Source organism: Nonomuraea sp. NPDC050202 (assembly GCF_040656115.1).
Classification (GTDB): domain Bacteria; phylum Actinomycetota; class Actinomycetes; order Streptosporangiales; family Streptosporangiaceae; genus Nonomuraea.
The window spans coordinates 56,782-74,457 of sequence record NZ_JBFALF010000034.1 but is presented as its reverse complement, the minus strand read 5'-3'; the positions used below and the strand labels follow the sequence as shown (position 1 = coordinate 74,457).

The 17,676-nt window shown below is 72.3% G+C and carries 18 protein-coding genes; 14 read left to right on the top strand and 4 right to left on the bottom strand.

Features of this window, described 5'->3' with window-relative positions:
- Positions 1 to 86 precede the first annotated feature (86 nt).
- Positions 87 to 215, top strand: a complete 129-nt coding sequence (locus AB0I79_RS49210) for a hypothetical protein (RefSeq protein WP_357889329.1) — start codon at positions 87 to 89, stop codon at positions 213 to 215.
- A 213-nt stretch (positions 216 to 428) separates the two neighbouring features.
- Positions 429 to 824: an STAS domain-containing protein gene (locus AB0I79_RS49205; protein WP_357889326.1), complete on the top strand. Its 396-nt coding sequence runs from the start codon at positions 429 to 431 to the stop codon at positions 822 to 824.
- 301 nt (positions 825 to 1,125) lie between these two features.
- On the opposite strand, the gene AB0I79_RS49200 is transcribed toward AB0I79_RS49205, so the two are convergent.
- Positions 1,126 to 1,470: a metalloregulator ArsR/SmtB family transcription factor gene (locus tag AB0I79_RS49200; protein WP_357889449.1), complete on the bottom strand. Its 345-nt coding sequence runs from the start codon at positions 1,468 to 1,470 to the stop codon at positions 1,126 to 1,128.
- Positions 1,471 to 1,701: 231 nt separating this feature from the next.
- Here AB0I79_RS49200 and AB0I79_RS49195 point away from each other — a divergent pair, with 231 nt between their 5' ends.
- The 3 genes from AB0I79_RS49195 (at position 1,702) to AB0I79_RS49185 (ending at position 3,725) form a co-directional block, all read left to right on the top strand.
- Positions 1,702 to 2,070 carry an STAS domain-containing protein gene (locus AB0I79_RS49195; protein ID WP_357889324.1) on the top strand — a complete coding sequence of 123 codons (369 nt, stop codon included), beginning with the start codon at positions 1,702 to 1,704 and terminating at the stop codon, positions 2,068 to 2,070.
- 412 nt (positions 2,071 to 2,482) lie between these two features.
- Positions 2,483 to 3,205 (top strand): SDR family oxidoreductase, encoded by a 723-nt coding sequence (locus AB0I79_RS49190; RefSeq protein WP_357889321.1) that lies wholly within the window; start codon positions 2,483 to 2,485, stop codon positions 3,203 to 3,205.
- Positions 3,186 to 3,725, top strand: a complete 540-nt coding sequence (locus AB0I79_RS49185; RefSeq protein ID WP_357889318.1) for a MarR family winged helix-turn-helix transcriptional regulator — start codon at positions 3,186 to 3,188, stop codon at positions 3,723 to 3,725. The genes AB0I79_RS49190 and AB0I79_RS49185 overlap by 20 nt, the downstream gene beginning before the upstream one ends.
- 82 nt (positions 3,726 to 3,807) lie before the next feature.
- On the opposite strand, the gene AB0I79_RS49180 is transcribed toward AB0I79_RS49185, so the two are convergent.
- Both AB0I79_RS49180 and AB0I79_RS49175 read right to left on the bottom strand, forming a co-directional pair.
- Positions 3,808 to 4,002, bottom strand: coding sequence for a hypothetical protein (locus AB0I79_RS49180; RefSeq protein WP_357889315.1), 195 nt, complete (start codon positions 4,000 to 4,002; stop codon positions 3,808 to 3,810).
- An 847-nt stretch (positions 4,003 to 4,849) separates the two neighbouring features.
- On the bottom strand, positions 4,850 to 6,091 hold the full coding sequence (locus AB0I79_RS49175; protein ID WP_357889312.1) for a phytase: 1,242 nt from the start codon (positions 6,089 to 6,091) through the stop codon (positions 4,850 to 4,852).
- Positions 6,092 to 6,215: 124 nt separating this feature from the next.
- On the opposite strand from AB0I79_RS49175, the gene AB0I79_RS49170 reads away from it, so the two are divergent.
- From AB0I79_RS49170 to AB0I79_RS49130, 9 genes are all read left to right on the top strand, one after another.
- Complete coding sequence (locus AB0I79_RS49170; protein ID WP_357889309.1) at positions 6,216 to 7,199, top strand: sugar ABC transporter substrate-binding protein; 984 nt, start codon at positions 6,216 to 6,218, stop codon at positions 7,197 to 7,199.
- Positions 7,196 to 8,227: an ABC transporter permease gene (locus AB0I79_RS49165; protein WP_357889306.1), complete on the top strand. Its 1,032-nt coding sequence runs from the start codon at positions 7,196 to 7,198 to the stop codon at positions 8,225 to 8,227. Before AB0I79_RS49170 ends, AB0I79_RS49165 begins: the two co-directional genes overlap by 4 nt.
- A complete protein-coding gene (locus AB0I79_RS49160; protein ID WP_357889303.1) occupies positions 8,224 to 8,979 on the top strand; it encodes an ATP-binding cassette domain-containing protein in 756 nt (251 codons plus the stop codon). The genes AB0I79_RS49165 and AB0I79_RS49160 overlap by 4 nt, the downstream gene beginning before the upstream one ends.
- 89 nt (positions 8,980 to 9,068) lie before the next feature.
- Entirely contained in the window at positions 9,069 to 10,049 is a 981-nt protein-coding gene (locus AB0I79_RS49155) for an alpha/beta hydrolase (protein WP_357889300.1), read from the top strand.
- A 200-nt stretch (positions 10,050 to 10,249) separates the two neighbouring features.
- Positions 10,250 to 11,557: an MFS transporter gene (locus tag AB0I79_RS49150; RefSeq protein WP_357889298.1), complete on the top strand. Its 1,308-nt coding sequence runs from the start codon at positions 10,250 to 10,252 to the stop codon at positions 11,555 to 11,557.
- Positions 11,554 to 12,624, top strand: a complete 1,071-nt coding sequence (locus AB0I79_RS49145; RefSeq protein ID WP_357889295.1) for a hypothetical protein — start codon at positions 11,554 to 11,556, stop codon at positions 12,622 to 12,624. The genes AB0I79_RS49150 and AB0I79_RS49145 overlap by 4 nt, the downstream gene beginning before the upstream one ends.
- A complete protein-coding gene (locus AB0I79_RS49140; RefSeq protein WP_357889292.1) occupies positions 12,612 to 13,646 on the top strand; it encodes a DUF917 domain-containing protein in 1,035 nt (344 codons plus the stop codon). The genes AB0I79_RS49145 and AB0I79_RS49140 overlap by 13 nt, the downstream gene beginning before the upstream one ends.
- Positions 13,647 to 13,725: 79 nt before the next feature.
- Positions 13,726 to 15,513 (top strand): helix-turn-helix domain-containing protein, encoded by a 1,788-nt coding sequence (locus tag AB0I79_RS49135; RefSeq protein ID WP_357889289.1) that lies wholly within the window; start codon positions 13,726 to 13,728, stop codon positions 15,511 to 15,513.
- Between the two features lie 62 nt (positions 15,514 to 15,575).
- A complete protein-coding gene (locus AB0I79_RS49130) occupies positions 15,576 to 16,412 on the top strand; it encodes a metallophosphoesterase (RefSeq protein ID WP_357889446.1) in 837 nt (278 codons plus the stop codon).
- 40 nt (positions 16,413 to 16,452) lie between these two features.
- Here the strand turns inward: AB0I79_RS49130 and AB0I79_RS49125 are convergent, their stop codons facing one another.
- The gene (locus tag AB0I79_RS49125; protein WP_357889286.1) at positions 16,453 to 17,583 is read right to left on the bottom strand and encodes an aminotransferase class I/II-fold pyridoxal phosphate-dependent enzyme; all 1,131 of its coding nucleotides are present in this window, start codon (positions 17,581 to 17,583) and stop codon (positions 16,453 to 16,455) included.
- Between the last annotated feature and the right edge of the window lie 93 nt (positions 17,584 to 17,676).

Here is a 17,676-nt window from a genome sequence, read left to right as displayed (position 1 = left end):
CGAGAGCATCCCCGGCCGCGACCGGGTCATCGCCCTGCTCGTGCTGCTCTATGCCCAGCCCATCAGCCGCATCCTCCGGCTCACCCTTGACGACCTCACTCGCGACGGCGATCAGGTCCTCCTCCGCCGGCTACGACGGAGACACCGCCACCCGGCTCGCCACCGCAGCCGGAAGCCCATGGAGCCGCTACGCCCCCGGCGACCACGAACAGTGACTCCTCTCAGGCGATCAGGTAGGAACACAGATCACTCGATCATTGGTCCCTGCCAGTGTGGCACCCGTGCCCGCCCCGATGGCGGGCCCGAAGCCGCTTGCGTGAAAGGCCGTTCGCCGATGATCTTCCCTGCCCGGCCCCTAGAGATCTGCCTGTCTCTCGGCAGGGGCCAGCGCTTCGGATTGCTCGGCCGGCTTGGGGCAGGGGCGTCCCATGGACGAAACAAACGCAAAGAAGGAGGCTGTCGAGCGGTTCACCGTGTCGGTGGGCAGGCACGCGGGTGTGATCGTGGCCTGCGCTGCCGGGGAGTTGGACTACGAGTCCGCCGAACTGCTGCGGCGCCAGGTCGGTGAGGTGTGGTCGGCGACGCCGTCGGCTGCGCTGGTCCTGGATCTGAGTGGTCTGACCTTCTGCGACTCGCGATGTGTCGGGGTGCTGGTGTACCTGCTGAAGCACAGCCACGACCAAGGCAAGGTCCTGATCCTGTCCGGCCTGCCATCCCAGCTGGAGCGTCAGCTGTTGGTGATGGGACTGCGGTCGGTGTTCCGGGTGGCGCCGTCAGTGGATGAGGCCATCGCGGTGGTGAAGGGGTTGTCGCCGGAGGCCTAAGAGCGAAGGAGCCGTCTCAGTGGTTCCCGCTCTCGCTGAGGTGGGGACGCGGACGTCCTGGTGACCGGCACCGCCGGGGCTTGGCTTTGCGTGCGCGGAACTACTTCTCGGAGGCTGCGCTCATGTGCCGGATCTCGCGTCTCCGCTCCCCGGGAGTTGTCCGGACGCTTCCTCGGTTCGGAGGCAGCGCCGCGAGCGCTGCTCGCCGGGCAGGTCGTCGGCTTCTGTCCGCGTGGCGGGTGCTGGGCCGGGTTGGTCGCCCTTCAAGGCGGCCGGCCCGGGCCCGAGTTCCCCTTCCTCGTCAGGGTCCGTCTTGGGCTCGGGCCTGCAGCAGTTCGCTGAGCAGCACGGTTTGCCCGGACAAGGTCTCGGTCAGCAGTTCGCGGGCCGCGCGCAGCAGCTCGACCACTCTGCTGCCGGTCAGCGTGTACACCACGGTGGTGCCCTCGCGCCGGGCGGTGACCAGGCCCGAGCGGCGCAGCACCGCCAGATGCTGTGACAGTCCGGGCGGCTCGACGTTCAAGGCGGTCAGCAGGTCCCGTACCGGCTTGGGCCCATCCTGTAGCAGTTCGAGCACGTGTATCCGTATCGGGTGACCCAGCAGCCGAAACAGCTCTGCCTTGGCCTGATACATGGGCGGCGACATCACCACATCGCCTGCCCGCTCGCTCGTGTCCCGTTCATCGACATCACCCCTTGCGCGCGGCTCTTCCGGGTCTTCGCCCGATCCCTCCCACTGACTCTCTTATTTCACTAATTGCGTCATTTCGCAATTACAGGTTAGCGCACAATATGGCGGGGCAGCTCAACAGGACCGGCCCTGTTCCCGGCTCGGCAACGGGGTGGAGCCCCGAGGCAGTCGGGGAAGGGAGGGGCGATGTCCGCGCTGCTGTTGTCGCACCAGCACCTGCCCGGTGTCACCATGATCTGCATCGAAGGGGACGTGGACGCCACCACTCACCTCCAGCTGGAGGCCTACATCGAGCAGGTCCGCCAGCAGCCGGGCGATCAGATCGTGTTCGATCTGTCCGAGACCACGTTCATCGACAGCGGCGGGCTACGCATCCTGATCAACACCCACACTGTCAGCGTCCGTCACGGCGGCGCGGTCCATTTAGCAGCACCGGCCCCCATACCAGCCCGTCTCCTGCACATCGCCGGCATGGCCCAGCACGTGCCGGTACACGCCAGCGTCGAGCAAGCGCTACGCGCGGCGCTCTCTGCCGCCGCCGAACGCCCAGGCTGAACCACACGACGTGCTCATGGCGGTGCTGGACGGCGGTGCTGCCACGGTGGTCCTGGCCGGCTGCGGCACGTCGGTCGGCTGGAAATCGCTCATCGGGCACCTCATGCCCCGGCATGACGGAGGGCCGGGAACGCGTGACGTTCCCAGCCCCTTGCCCTGATCGGGCGCGCGTCAGTGGCAGTCGCTGCCGGGCGCGCACGGCGTGCACCTGGCGTAGTCCGCCTCCCGCAGCGACCAGTCCGCCTCGAAGCCGTTACCGGCCACGACGTGCGCGGTCTTCTGCGCCGAGCCGTCGACCTTGAATGCGATCAGTGGCCCAGGGCGGGGTTGCCGGCCGCCACCCTCGCGCTCGGACCGTCCGACGCCTTCTGGAGTAGAGTGACTTTAGACCTAAACTCAGGAGGGGGCCGAGATGACGCGGACGATAGTGGTGACCGGCGGCGGCACCGGCATCGGCAAGGCGGTGGCGGCGCGTTTCGCGGCCGGCGGCGACCGGGTGGTGCTCATCGGCCGGCGTGCCGACGTGCTGGAAAGGGCGGCCGAGGAGATCGGCGGCACCGCGCTGCCGGCCGACCTGAGCGAGCCCGCGCAGGTCGAGCGGGTGCGCGCCGACCTGGCCGAGCGTTTCGGCGCGATCGACGTGCTGATCAATAACGCGGGCGGCAACGTCGAGGGGGCCGGTGCCCGCGAGGGCGTCGCGGAGCGCTGGTCGGGTAACTTCCGGGCCAATGTGCTGACGGCGGTGCTGCCGACCGAGGCGTTCCGCAATCTGCTGAACGCGTCCGGGCGAGTCGTGTTCGTCAGCTCGATCGCGGCCTTGCGGGGCTCGGGCGGCAGCTCTTACGGCCCGATGAAGGCGGCTCTGCACCCGTACGCATTCGACCTCGCCGCTGCCCTGGGGCCGCGCGGCATCACGGTCAACGTCGTCGCCCCCGGCTTCATCGAGGACACCGAGTTCTTCGGCGGCGATCTGAATGATGAGCGCCGTGCCACGCTCATCGCGCAGACCGACACCGGCCGGGCCGGAACGCCGCAGGATATCGCCGAGACCGTGCAATGGCTCGCCTCGCCTGGCGCCGGACACGTCACCGCGCAGATCATCCAGGTGAACGGCGGTGCCGAACGTGGCCGGTGAGCCGTTCCCCGACCGGGCCGACGCGATCCAGGACGCCTGGCGGCGTGAGCTGCCGGGCGTCCCGGTGGAGTCGATCGGGATCATCACCCGCATCTGGTGGGCCGCCAAGGCCTTCGGTGACGAGCGCCGCCGTCTCCTCGCGGACTTGGGCGTGGACGTCGCGACCTTGGACCTGCTGTCGACGCTGCGGCGCGCCGGCCCGCCGTACCGGATGAGCCCAGGCGACTTGGCCGACGCGTGCATGGTGACGCGCGGCGCGATCACCCAGCGCGTGGAACGCGCGGTCAGAGCCAGGCTGGTCGAACGCACCACCGCCGGATCGGGTTACCACGCGCGCGCGGTCACCCTCACCGACGCTGGCAACGCCCTACTCGACCGCGTCGTCGCTGACCTGCTCACGGCCGAGGACCACCTCGTCAGCCACCTCGTACCCGAACGCCGCGAGCAACTCGCCGGGCTGTTGCGCGAGCTGCTCGCCGGGCTCGGCGGCCCGGGCCTGGCTGGCCAGGTGGGGGATTGAGCGGTGGCCGTCCCCTCCGTGTATGGCCGCCACCAGCACACCCTCACGGTTCGGCTCTGGAGCCTGGGGTCGTAAGTGCCGTTCACCAACAGGACGGGCAGTGGTTCGCCTGGGCGCGGAAGCCCAGTTCGGCCGGGGTGCGGTCGGCCGCGTAGGTGAGGCAGTGGTCGTCGTACTTGATCAGGTAGGTCTTCGGGGCCGCCAGGGCGGGGGAGGGGACGAGCGCGGCGGGGATGGCCAGGGCGAGGACGGCCGCGAGCGTTGATCGTCTGCTCATGGCAGGGCATGCTACGACGATCTTCCGGGCGCGGGGCGCCGCTCGCCCGCCGTCACGGTGCCGGGTGCCTTGAGCCGGTACGGCGGTGTCTTGCTAGCCGCGTTCCGGCCGGGGGTCCTCGGGACCGGCGCGGGGACAGCCTTCGGCGGCCTGCGGGTCGTGGCGAGCCCTGCGCCTGATGGACGGGGACGGGGTTCCGCCAAGTGGCGCAGTACCTGGTCACGCCGCCGTCAGGCCTGGCCATGCGCCGTCCGCCGCCCCGTCCGGAGCGCTGACCACCATACCTGACGTGCCCGACAAGATCATTTGACTCTGGCCTGCCGGGAGGCAGAAAAACCCAAGCTACCCATTGCTCGGACAGGTCGTGCAGGGGGACGGCCACCGGCTCGATCACCTGCATCGTGGCCGCGGGCGTGGGGTGCGCGGGCGCAGGCGGGGCGCGTCTACGCGGGCCGGGCGGCGTGCGCGGGCTCGGGGGGCGGGGCCGGCCGCGCCGGCGCGTCGGCGTGCACTGACGGGGCTGCGTGCGCTGACGGGACGGCGGGTGCTGATGGGGCGGCGTCCGCGACCTCCGTGGCCTTCCTGAGGTGGCGAGGGTGGCGGCCGAGGCCAGCGCCGCTTCGGTGCCCCGCAAGGTGCGCGTAGGTGGGATGCAAGGTGACGATCCTGTCCGGGACTCGCGGTCTCCCTTCGGTCTCCCCGCCTAGCACGCGAGCCATCCGGTTTCGCCGGATTGCCCGAAAAGCCGCAGCCATGCGGGCAGGCCGCAGGAAACCGGGCGCCCCCGTCCACGAACCGGGAAGCCGTCGTCTCCTGCGGCCCACAACGTGTGAATGCGCGGCTCAAGTCACTGATCGATGGCGTCCTCCACCTTCCGCCAGTCCACGAACTTGAAGTTGGTCACCTCACGGTCACCATCCCCCGGCGCGTCGGCCCCGTCGTGCACGACCAGCAACCCCTCGGGATACGCGCTCCCCAGCGAAGCGCTGGTGACCATCGCCCCGTCGCTGACCTCCGCCCCGTCCGCCCGTGCCCCGGGCCCGACGCGGAACTGGGCGACGTGGTCGTTGTCGTCGCGGTCGTAGACGGCGAACGTGTCGTCGCCCTGGCTGGAGGCCAGCAGGTAGCCGTCGTCGCCGTCCTCGTAGATCGTCAGGCCCTCGGCGTCGGCCGACAGGTGGGAGCCGCCGTAGCCGCGGTCCTGGCCCGGCACGCACTCCTCCGTGGCCGGGTCGTAGGTGTCCTGCCGGCCGTACTCCCTGACCTTGTCCATCAGCACGGGACGGCCGGTCAGGTCGGCACGCAGGCGCCAGATGCCGACGTCCTCCTGGGCCGCGTACAGGGTGCCGCGGTCCACGACCATGCCCTCGACCTGGGGCAGCTCGCCGGGCTCGCCGCAGGGGACCCAGGTGGTGCCGTCGGGCAGGGGGAAGGTGGCGGGCAGGTCGAGGGTGCGGACGCGGTGGTAGGTGACCTTGCCGCCGGGGGCGGCGGCGAGCTGGAGCAGGCCGATCGTGGTCTGGTGGCGGCGGCTGACGACGACGCGGGTGCCGCTGACGGCCAGCCCGTAAGCGGTCCGCGCCTCGTCCACCTCCTCCTGGGTGGCGTTGAAGACGAACGGCACCGCGGGGTCGGTGATGTCGGTGAGCGGTGGCCGGCCCGCGGCGGCCGCGGCCGGGTCGATGGCGTAGACGCGGAGCTGGTCGCGGCCCCGGTCTGAGGCGACCGCGAGGTCCACCTTGGCGCCGGTGGACAGGCGGAAGCCGCGGACGAGGTCGACGTTGTTCAGCCGTCCGGGCTCGTGCTCCGGGCCGGGCGGCGGCTGCGCCGGCAGGTGCTGGAGCTGGGCGCCCGAGAGGGAGTAGGCGTACAGGCCGCCCTCCTTGGCGGTGGTGATCACGATGCTCCTGCCCGGGCGGGTGGGGTGCACCCAGATCGCCGGGTCGTCTCCGTTGGCGAAGCCGCCCGCCTCGTCGTCGTACAGCGGGGGCGTCTCCGCGGCCGCCGTGACGACGGCGGGCTCGGCGGCCGCCGGCGCGAGAGGGGTGACAAGCAGGAGGACCGTGGATAAGAAAGCACGCACAGGCATCTCCTCACGATCATCGATCACCGTGAACGCGGAGTGAACGTACCTCGCATAAGTCAGCATGTCTATACAAACAGATGACATTGATGTAGAACCAGGGCGAGCCCGTTGGTCTTGGAGGTGTCCTGTGAGACGTACCCCGATCGTGCTGGCCCTGCTGGGCGCGCTTGCCGTCACCGGCTGCTCCTCTTCCGGAGCAGGGGGGCAGCAGAGCGCCGCCCCGCCGGCGTCCTCAGCGGCCCCCCAGGGAAGCGGCGCCGGCTTCGCCGTCATCACCCACGGAGCCCCGGGCGACTCCTTCTGGGACGTGGTCAAGAACGGCGCGGAGGCCGCGGGCAAGCAGTACGGGGCGCGGGTCACCTACCAGGGAGACGGCGACCCGGCCAAGCAGTCGCAGCTCATCGACCAGGCCGTCTCCGAGAAGGTGGACGGCATCGTGGTGTCGATGGCCAACCCCGACGCGCTGAAGGAGGCCATCGGCAAGGCCGTCGCCGCGAAGATCCCCGTCGTGACGATCAACTCGGGGGCCGAGTCGTCCAAGGAGTTCGGCGCGATCACGCACGTCGGCCAGTCCGAGGACGTGGCCGGGCGCGGGGCGGGCGAGCAGCTCAAGGCGGCCGGCGTCACCAAGCTGCTGTGCGTCATCCACGAGGCCGGCAACGTCGGGCTCGACCAGCGCTGCAAGGGCGCCGAGGAGACGCTGGGCGGCACGGTCGAGCGGCTGCAGGTGGACGTGAGCAACCTGGCCGACGTCACCTCCAAGGTCACCGCCAAGCTCCAGTCCGACCAGCAGGTCAACGGCGTGCTGTCGCTCAACCCGGCCATCGCGATCGCCGCCAGGGACGCCATCAAGGACGCGGGCTCGCAGGCGAAGCTGGCCACGTTCGACCTGTCGGCCGACGTGGTGACGGCGATCAACGACGGGGAGGTCCTGTTCGCGGTGGACCAGCAGCAGTACCTCCAGGGCTATCTGCCGATCACGTTCCTCAACCTCTACAAGGCGAACCTGAACACCGTCGGCGGCGGCCTGCCGGTCAACACCGGGCCCGGCTTCGTGACCAAGGACAACGCCTCCCAGGTGGCCAAGCTGGCGGAGGCGGGCACCCGATGACGGTGACGGCCGACGAGCGGGTCGCCCACGTCGGGCCGGCCCGCCGCCTGCTCATCCGGCCCGAGCTCGGCGCGGTGGTCGGGCTCGTGGTGGTGTTCACCTTCTTCGCCGCGCAGTCGCCGGTGTTCCGCTCGCCGGACGGCATCGCCAACTGGCTCGACCCGGCGGCCACGCTCGGCATCATGGCGGTCGCGGTCGCGCTGCTGATGATCGGCGGCGAGTTCGACCTGTCGGCCGGGGTGCTGACGGGGACGAGCGGGCTGATCCTCGTCACGCTGGCCACCCGGTTCGGGTTCAACGTGTGGCTGGCCATGCTGGTGGGCCTGGTCGTGGCGCTGGCCGTCGGGCTCGCGAACGGGCTCGTCGTCACGCGGACCCGACTGCCCAGCTTCATCGTGACGCTGGGCACGTTCCTGATGCTGCAGGGCGTCAACCTGGGCGTGACGAAGGCGATCACCGGGACGGTGCAGGTCAGCGGGCTGCGGCGGGCCGAGGGGTTCGAGCCGGCGAACGCGATCTTCGCCGGCACCGTCGAGATCGGCGGTACCTCGTTCCGGGTGGCGATCCTGTGGTGGATCGTGGTGACCGCGGTGGCCACGTGGGTGCTCATGCGCTCCAAGGTCGGCAACTGGATCTTCGCGGTGGGCGGCAACGAGCAGGCCGCCCGCGCGGTGGGCGTGCCCGCCGCCCGGACGAAGATCGCGCTGTTCATGACCACCGCGTTCGCCGCCTGGCTGGTCGGCTCGATCCTGGCGCTGCGGTACACCTCCGTGCAGGCCAACATCGGCATCGGCCAGGAGTTCATCTACATCATCGCCGCCGTCATCGGCGGCTGCCTGCTCACCGGCGGGTACGGCTCCGCCATCGGGGCCGCCATCGGCGCGGTCATCTTCGGGATGGCCGACAAGGGCATCGTGTTCCTGGGCTGGGACGCCGACTGGTTCAAGTTCTTCCTGGGCGGCATGCTGCTGCTCGCGACGCTGGCCAACCGCCTGGTGCGGCGGTACGCCGAGGAGGTGAAGCATTGATCCTGGAGACCAGGGGGATCGGCAAGACGTTCGGCTCGGTGCTGGCGCTGCGCGAGGTGTCGATGGGCGTGGCGGCCGGGCAGGTCACCTGCGTGCTCGGCGACAACGGCGCGGGCAAGTCCACGCTCATCAAGATCCTCGCGGGCGTGCACCGGCACGATACGGGCGCCTACCTCGTGGACGGCCAGGAGGTGAGCTTCGCCAGCCCCCGCGACGCGCTCGACCGCGGCATCGCCACCGTCTACCAGGACCTGGCGATGATCCCGCTCATGTCGGTCTGGCGGAACTTCTTCCTCGGCTCCGAGCCGCGCAAGGGGCTCGCGTTCGACGTGGCCAAGGCCCGGCGGGTGGCCCGCGAGGAACTGCGCGCCATGGGCATCGACATCCGCGACGTGGACCAGCCGGTCGGCACGCTGTCCGGCGGTGAGCGGCAGTCGGTGGCCATCGCCAGGGCCGTGTACTTCGGCGCCCGCGTCCTCATCCTCGACGAGCCCACCTCGGCGCTCGGCGTCAAGCAGGCGGGCGTGGTGCTGCGCTACATCGCCCGCGCCCGCGACCGGGGGCTCGGCGTCGTCTTCATCACCCACAACCCGCACCACGCCTACCCGGTGGGGGACCGGTTCCTGCTGCTCAACCGGGGCACGAGCATCGGCGAGTACGGCAAGGGCGAGATCACCGCGCAGGAGCTGACCGCGCTCATGGCGGGCGGGGCGGAGCTGGAGGAACTGGCCCACGAGCTGGGACGCGAGTGAGCTTGGCCGACTCTTGACGCGTCGTGGTGGTCGCCGGGAGGGGCGGGCAGGTACGAACACCTCGGGACCAGCAGCCTCGGGGGATCGCCATGACCACGATGATGAGCAGGAACGTCGTACTGGAGCCGGCGGCGCAGCAGTTCGCCGACGCGAACGCCAAGCCTCCGTTCATCTACGAGCTCCCGCCCGAGCAGGGCAGGGAGGTGCTGGAGAAGCTCCAGTCCGACCCGAGCGTGCCCAGACCGGAGATCGACGAGGAGTGGATCCAGGTGCAGGGCGGCCCGACCGGCGTCATCCCGGTGCGGATCGTCAAGCCGAAGGGCGCCACGGGCACGCTCCCGGTGATCTTCTACATCCACGGCGCCGGCTGGGTGTTCGGCTCCGCCCACACCCACGACCGCCTCGTCCGCGAGCTCGCCGTACGCTGCGGCGCCGCCGTGGTCTTCCCCGAGTACGACCGCGCGCCGGAGGCGAAGTACCCCACCCAGATCGAGCAGAACTACGCCGCCGCCCAGTGGGTGATGGAGCACGGCGCGGAGAAGGGCCTCGAGCCGTCGCGGATGGCGGTGTGCGGCGACTCGGTCGGCGGCAACATGTCGATCGTGCTGGCCATGATGGCCAAGGAGCGCGGCGACGTGCGGCTGCTCGGCCAGGCGCTGTTCTACCCGGTCACCGACGCGAGCTTCGACACCGGGTCGTACAAGCAGTTCGCCACCGGCTACTACCTCAACCGCGACGGCATGAAGTGGTTCTGGGACCAGTACACCACCGACCCCGCCCAGCGGGCCGAGCCGCACGCCTCGCCGCTGCGCGCCAAGGACGAGGACCTGCGCGGCCTGCCGCCCGCGCTCGTGCTGAACGGCGAGGCGGACGTGCTGCGCGACGAGGGCGAGGCGTTCGCGGCGCGGCTGCGCGAGGTGGGCAACGACGTGACCGCGGTACGGCTGGCCGGGATGGTGCACGACTTCGCCATGGTCGACCTGCTGCGCGACACGAACGCCAACCGAACGGCCATGGAGCTGGCCGCGGGCGCGCTGCGGCGGTGGCTGGGCACGGAATCCACCAAGTAAGGGCGTCCGGCGTGGAGCTGTGGCCGGGCAGACCCCCGGGACCGTTATTACCCGGCTGCCCGATCCGGGCGGGCCGCCCGGGACCGGCCCCGGGCGGCCCGCACAGGTCAAGGGGGCCGGACAGGGCGGCACGCACAGGCACGGCGCCACCCGCCCGCCGTAGGGTGCGGCCAGATTCCGCCCCCCTCCGTAGGAGCACCATGACGGCCATCGACTCACCAACCCTGCCGATCGGCGCGGCGTTCGACCGCATGCCGTTCACGCGCAGGCACGTGCTCATCGCGCTCGCGCTGTTCGTCGCGTTCGTCATCGAGTCGTGGGAACAGCTCGCCCTCGTGTACGTCTCCGGCGATCTCGCCGCGAAGCTGGGCATCGACGAGGCGGGCGTCGGGCTCGTGCTGTCGGCGGTGGCGTTCGGCATGATCCCCGGGGTGCTGGTGTGGGGGCCGGTGGCCGACAGGATCGGGCGCCGGCCGACGGCGTTCTGGTCGCTGCTGGCGTACGGGGTGATCGCGCTGGCCTCGGCGTTCGCGCCGAACGCGGAGGTGCTGGTGGCGCTGCGGGTGGCCTCGGGGCTGGCGCTGGCCGGCGTGTACACGATCACGTTCCCGTTCTTCCTGGAGCTGCTGCCGACCCGGCATCGCGGCCGGGCGGCGGTGTACCTGTCGATCGGGTGGCCGATCGGCATGCTGGCCGCGATCGGCGCGTCGACGGCGCTGGGCGGGCTCGGCTGGCACGTGGTGGTGGTCGCCAGCGCGGTGGCGGGGCTGTGGGCGTTCGCGATCAGGGCGTGGGTGCCGGAGTCGCCGTATTGGCTGGCCGCGCGCGGCCGACAGGAGGAGGCGCGGGCGGTGCTGCGCACGCTGGGCAGCCCCGACGCCGAGGCGACGTTCACGGTGGCCGCCCACCGGGTGGGGCGCCCGCTGGACCTGTTCCGCGGCGGGCTGGCGCGCATCACGCTGGTGATGCTGGCGCTGAACTTCGTCTTCAACTGGGGTTACTGGGGGCTGCAGACGTGGCTGCCCACGCTGCTGCAGGAGCGCGGCCTGACGCTGTCGGCCTCGCTCGGCTTCGCCGCGCTGAGCGCGCTGATGATGATCCCCGGCTACGTGAGCGCGTCGCTGCTGACCGGCCGGTTCGGCCGCAAGCGGGTCTTCCTGGTGTACGTGGTGGCGGCGGCGCTCGGCGGGCTCTGGTTCGCCACCGCCGGGTCCTCCTTCGGCCTGTACGCGGGCAACTTCGTGCTGTCGTTCTTCAGCATGGGCGCGTGGGGTGTATGGAACACCTGGAACGGCGAGTTCTACCCGACCGCCCTGCGCGGCACCGGCTACTCGTGGGCCACGGCGGCACAGCTCGTGGCGACCACGGTGGCGCCGTCGGCGGTGGGCGCGCTGCTCGCGAACGCCACCGGGTTCACCACGACGATGCTGGTCATCAACGCGTTCATGGTGGCGACCGCGCTGATGGCCGTGCCGTTGCCGGAGACGGAAGGGCGCGAGCTGGAGTGATCCTCGGCGTCGCCCTCGGGGAGGCCGCGCCCACGGTGGTGGCCGTCGGCGACGGCGCCGCGACCTGGCCGGTGGCCCGTGGCGCGGCCCGTAACGCGTCGCGCGCGTGCGTGGCGGTGGACCTGGGCGGGGTGCCCACGGCGCCGGTGGCGGCGATCCGGGTGGGCGGCCCGTGCCCCGAGGCGCTGGGGCCCGTCGTCGGGTCGGGGGCCGCCACGATCGTGCGGGGCGGCCACAGCGTGACGGGGCGTCCGCTGGCTCCGCTGGACACCGAGGCGGTGCGGCGGTTCGCGGCCACGTGCGGGCTGGTGGACTTCGCCGTGACGGCCACGGGGTCGCCGATGCTGGCCGATCACGAGCTGGAGGTGGCGGCGATCGTGGCGGCCGAGGTGCCGCAGGCGCGGATCACGTTGTCGTACGAGTTCGGGTATCCGGGGTTGCGGGAGCGGGAGGCGGACGCGATCCGCAACGCGGCGCTCGGGCCCGAGGCGGGGCGGATCGCGGACGAGGTGGCGCGGGAGCTGCCGGGGGTGCCCGCGTACTTCGCGAGGTCGGGAGGCGGGCTGGTGTCGGCGCACTACTTCCGGCGCTTTCCGCTGACCTGTGATCGGGGGGCGGCGGCGAGCCTGGCCCGGGGGCGGGCGGCGCTCTCCCGGGGCGATGGACGCGTGGAGGTCTTGGACGGGGGGACGGCTTTGGGTGGTGGGACGGCTTCGGGCGGGGCGCAGGCTCCGGATCGGGCGGGGAGCACGGCTGGAGCGCAGGTTCCGGATCGGGTGGAGACCACGGCGGGGGTGGAGATCCCGGATGGGGTGGCGACCGCGTACGGGGCGGCGCTCGGGCGGCCGGAGGCGCACGTGGAGCGGATCGTGCAGGCCAGGGGGCGGGCGGAGCTGGACCGGGTGCTGCGGGACGCCAGGGACGAGGCACTCACCCGGGTGGTCAGCGCGGGAGCGGCGCCGGGCTCTGCCGGGATCGACGAGGTCACGGTGAACCCGCTGTCGTACCTGCCCCACGGCCTCTACCGGGTACGGGTGACGGCGGGCGGGCGGCCGTGGGCCGGCTGATCGACCTCGACGGGCTCGGCCGGTTCTCGGCGGGGTCGCGGCTGTTCGCGACCGGTGCGGCGCAGTCGTCGTACAACCTGGCCTACGACTGGGCCGCGTCGGTGGTCGGGCCGGGCGTCGAGCTGGTGGCGGCCGGTGAGCTGGCGCCGGGCACGCTGTGCGTGGTGGTCAGCCTGGTGGGCTCGACGACGGCGCTGGGCGAGCAGTTGCCGGCCGGGGACGAGCCGGAGCGGGCCGTGCGGGCGCTGGAGCGCAGGCTGGGGGAGCGGGCCGGGGCGGTGGTGGCGCTGAACCTGGCCGCCGAGAACGCGCTGATCCCGCTGATCGCGGCGGCCGGGCTGGGGCTGCCGCTGGTGGACGGCGACGGTACGGGGCGGGTGTTCCCACTGGTGGAGCAGACCACGTACACGCTGGGCGGGATGAGCGCGGCACCGCTGGCGCTGGCGGGCGGGTCGGGGGAGCTGGTGCTGCTGGAGACGGCGGCCGACCGGGTGGAGGAGCTGCTGCGTCCGGTGGTGCTGGCGGTCGGGGGGTGGGCGGTGGCGGCGTGTTATCCGATGGCGGCGGGGGATCTGGCGCGGGTGCTGGTGCCGGGCACGGTGAGCCTGCTCATGCGGGCGGGAGAGCCCGGGGCGCCGCGATCGGCGGCGGCGCCGTACGGGGTGCGGACGTTGTGCAGGGGGCGGATCCAGGCGGTGGAGGGCAGCACGGGGCACGGGGGCGAGCTGGCGCTGCCGTCGCTGCCGTCGAGCATCGTGCTGCGGGAGTCGGAGGGGCTGCGGCGGCTGGTACGGCTGGAGGCGCACAACGAGATCCTGCTGGCCCTGGCGGACGGGGCGGTGGTGGCGACGGTGCCGGACCAGATCTGCATGATCTCGACGGCGGACGGGATGGTCGTGGACGTGGACAAGGCCGAGCCCGGCCTGGAGGTGGACATCATGGTGGTCAAGGCCGCGCCGGTGTGGCACACGGACCGCGGCCTCGCGCTGGGCGGGCCGCGTGCGTTCGGGATCGCGCTGTGAGCGGGCTCCCGCGGCCGGGGGCTCGCGGTGAGCGGTTGCCTGGGTGCGGGGCGCGGGACCGCCGGACGGGGGGTTCGCGATGAACGGGGTGCGGGCGCCGGGATGGGAGGCGCCGGTCACGGTGGCGGAGCTGGTCAACGCGGGGCCGCTGGCCGGGGCGCGGATGTACGGCGCGGGTGAGAACCCCGTGCGCGGGGTGCGGATCGTGGATGAGCCGTCGGTGTTCGCCACGGTCGCGCCGCACACGGCGGTGGTGCTGATCGGGACGGCGGCCAGCGGGGGCTGGGCGGTGGAGATGGCCATGCGCCGGGCCTGGGAGCAGGCGGCGGCGTGCGTGATCGCGCCCGCGGGCAGGCTGAGCGAGGGCTCGGGGGAGATGCTGGCGGAGCGGCTCGGCGTGACGTTGATCTTCGTGGACGAGGATCCGCTGATCGTCGCGGTGCGGGTCGCGTCCGCCGCCTCCCGCCCGGACGCGGCCCGCACGCAGCTCGTGGCCCGCTGCGCCACCCGGCTGGCCGAGGCGGGCGCGTCGGCGCGTCGGGTGCTCGGCGTGCTGAACGCGGAACTGCCGGGCACCTCGGTCGCCTTCCTCGACCGGTACGGCCTGCCCCTCGCGGGCCGGCGTGACGCCGTCGGCGACACAGCCGCGTGGCGGGGGCAGCGTGACGCGGGGAGCGGCCCGGTTGCGGAGCGGGGCCGGCGTGACGCGGCCGGCGGACCGGTCGCGGGGCCGGGGCGGGGGGAGGTGGGGGGTGAGTCCGCCGGTGGGCGGGGCCGGTGGTCGGCCGAGGTGGCGGTGCCCGACGAGGAGGGCGGGGTGCTGGGGATGCTGGTGGCCGCCGGGTCGTCGCGGTCGCCTGGCTGGCCGGCTGTGGTCCGTACCGTGCTGGGGCTGGCGGTGGCGCCGCTGACGGCGTGGGCCGCGCGGGAGCGCCTGCGTGCCTCCCGAGACTTCACCCTGCAGGCGTCACTCGCCGAACGCGTCCTCACCGCGCCCGAACACGTTCTCGCCGCGCCGGAGCCCGCCCCAGAGCCCGCACCAGCGCCAGCGCCCGCGCCTGGCCGCGAGTCCGCCCCCGAGTCCGCCCCCGAGTCCGGTCGCGAGCCCGGGCCTGAGCTCGCGACCGAGCCTGGCCGCGAGCCAGAGCCAGAGCCAGAGCCCGAGCCCGGGCGTGGAGCCAGACCCGAATCCGGATCAGAGCACGAGCCCGAGGCGACGGCGGGCGACAGTGTGCGGGCCGCCGCGATCGCGCTCGGCTGGCCGGTCAGGGGCCCGCTCACGGCGTACCGGATCCGCCCGCTGACCGAGCCGGGCGACGCCCAGCTCGCCTACACGCTCATCACCGCGACCCTCGGCCAGGTCCCGGTCATGGTCAGAGGAGAGGGCTGGGCGGGCTGGTCCGCGCTGGGCCCGGACGAGCTGGCCGAACGCATCCGGCAGGCACTGCGGAGCATGCCGTGGCTGTGCGCCGGGGGAGTGGGCGGTCAGGTGGAGGGGCTGGACGTGCTGGCGGAGTCGCTGCTGGGGGCGGAGGCGGCGGCGTACGTGGCGGGCGCGGGCATGGTGCAACGGGCCGACCGGATCGGCCCGGCGGAGCTGCTCGGGGCGCTCCCGACGGGGGCGCTGCGGGCTCCGGCGGCCGTCGTGCTGCGCCCGCTGCTGGCGATCGACAGGGACGGCACGCTGCTGGAGACGCTGGGAGCGGTCCTGGACGAGGGCGGCGCGCTGAAGGCGGCCGAGCGGCTGGGCGTGCACCGCAACACGATCACCACCCGGCTGGACCGCATCAAGTCCGCCGGTTTCGACCTCGACGACGCCGCCACCCGCCTGGCCCTGCAGCTCGCCTGCCACGTGATGCTGCGCTGAGAACGCGCATGGCATGCTCGTAACGGCACTTCCGGAAGGAGATCCCGTTGGCGGAGGCGGAGCTGTCAGGCGCGAGCAGGTTGCTGGCCGTCAGTGACCTGCACATCGGCTATCCCGAGAACAGGGCCATCGTGGCGGAGCTGAAACCCGTCACGCCAGGCGACTGGCTGCTGGTGGCGGGCGACGTGGGGGAGCGGCTGGAGGGCATCACGTGGGCGCTGAGCCTGCTGGCGAGCCGGTTCGAGCGGGTCGTGTGGGTGCCGGGCAACCACGAGCTGTGGACCGTGCCGGGCGAGCCGCCCGAGCTGCGGGGGGTGGCGCGCTACGAGCACCTGGTGGGGGTGTGCAGGGAGCTGGGCGTCGTCACCCCGGAGGACGAGTATCCGTTGTGGGAGGGCGCGGGCGGGCCGGTGCGGATCGTGCCGCTGTTCCTCCTGTACGACTACACGTTCCTGCCGCCGGGCCACCACACGAAGGAGAGCGCCCTGACCTACGCCCACAGCACGGGCGTGGTCTGCACCGACGAGTACGTCCTGCACCCCGACCCGTACCCGACGCGCGACGCCTGGTGCCGTGCCCGGGTGGCGCTGACCAGCCGGCGGCTGGCCGAGCTGGACGACGACGTGCCGCTGGTGTTCGTCAACCACTACCCGCTGGTGCGCGAGCCGACGGACGTCCTGCGTTATCCGCAGTTCGCGCAGTGGTGCGGCACCACGGCCACGCGCGACTGGCACCGCCGCCACCGCACGGCCGCCATGATCTACGGTCACCTGCACATCCCGCGCGTCACCTGGCACGACGGGGTGCGTTTCGAGGAGGTCTCGCTCGGCTACCCGAGGGAGTGGAAGCCGCGCCCGGGCAACCGCCGCCTGCTGCGCGACGTGCTGCCGAACTCATAGCCTTTTCAGGGCCGAGCTCATGGTCCTTCCAGGGCCGAACTCATAGCCCTTTCAGGTAGGCGGCGAAGGCGCTCAGGGCGGGCTCGGGGTCGGCGCGTCCCACGCCGATCCTGAACCGGTCGCGGGGCGTGTCCGTCAGCTCGGAGCGGTAGATGCTCGCGGGCAGCAGCAGCACGCCGGCCCGCTCGACCAGTTCGGTGCAGAACGACTCGACGCCGTCGGGGCCGAGGTAGCGGGGGAAGGCCACGCAGCCGCCGTCGGGCGCCCGCCACTCGAACAGGTCGCCGTACTGGGCGAAGAACGCCTCGAACCGGGGCAGGTTCGCGGCGATGATGCCCCGGTTGCGTTCCAGGATCCGGTCCCTGGCCTTGATCGCGATCCGGGCGAGCACCTCGCTGGGTGCGGAGTTGCAGATGGTGGTGTAGTGCTTGGCGCGTTCGAGCCGGGAGCGCAGCTCGCGGTCGCGGCAGGCGATCCAGCCGATCCGCAGGCCGGGCAGGCCGAGCGACTTGGAGGTGACGTTCAGCGACAGCGCGGTGGGCGACAGGTCGGCGGCCTGCGGCAGCGTGCGGGCGGGGTCGAGTTCGAGGCCGCGGTACACCTCGTCGCTGAACAGGTGGATGCCTCGCTCCTCGCACATCGCGGCCAGGCGGGCCAGGTCGGCGGCGGGGATGAGCGTGCCGGTGGGATTGTGGGGGAAGTTGATCGACACCACGCGGGTGGCGGGGCGGATGGCCGCCTCCACGGCGTCGAGGTCGAGCGCCCAGTCGCGCTCGGGGTCCAGGGCCACTCCGGTGACCTCGCACAGTGACAGGGGCACGGTCTCGGCGGCCTGGTAGTTGGGGGTGATCACGACGGCGTGGTCGCCGGGGCCGAGCAGGACCTGCATGGCCAGGTAGAGGGCCTCCTCCGCGCCGGTGAAGCAGATCACGTCGTCCTCGCCGACCTGCTCGTACGTGCTCGCGACGGCCTGGCGCAGCTCCTGGGCGCCGAACGTCTCGGTGTAGCCGAGCGAGAGCGTCTCCCAGGCGCGGGCGTCGTCGGGGTCGGCCAGGGCGAGCAGCTCGGTCATGGTCATGGTCTGGGCGTCGGAGGCGGTCAGGTGGTGCCGCGCGGTGAACTCCCAGCGGGAGAAGTAGACCTCCAGCCGGAAGTCGGGCAGTCGGCTCATGGACGGCTCCTTCTGGGCTCGGCGGGCGGCGCGTACGGGGTGGATCGCGTCGGATGTTATGCCCAACCCGGACGTTTCATTCGATCCGGGCGG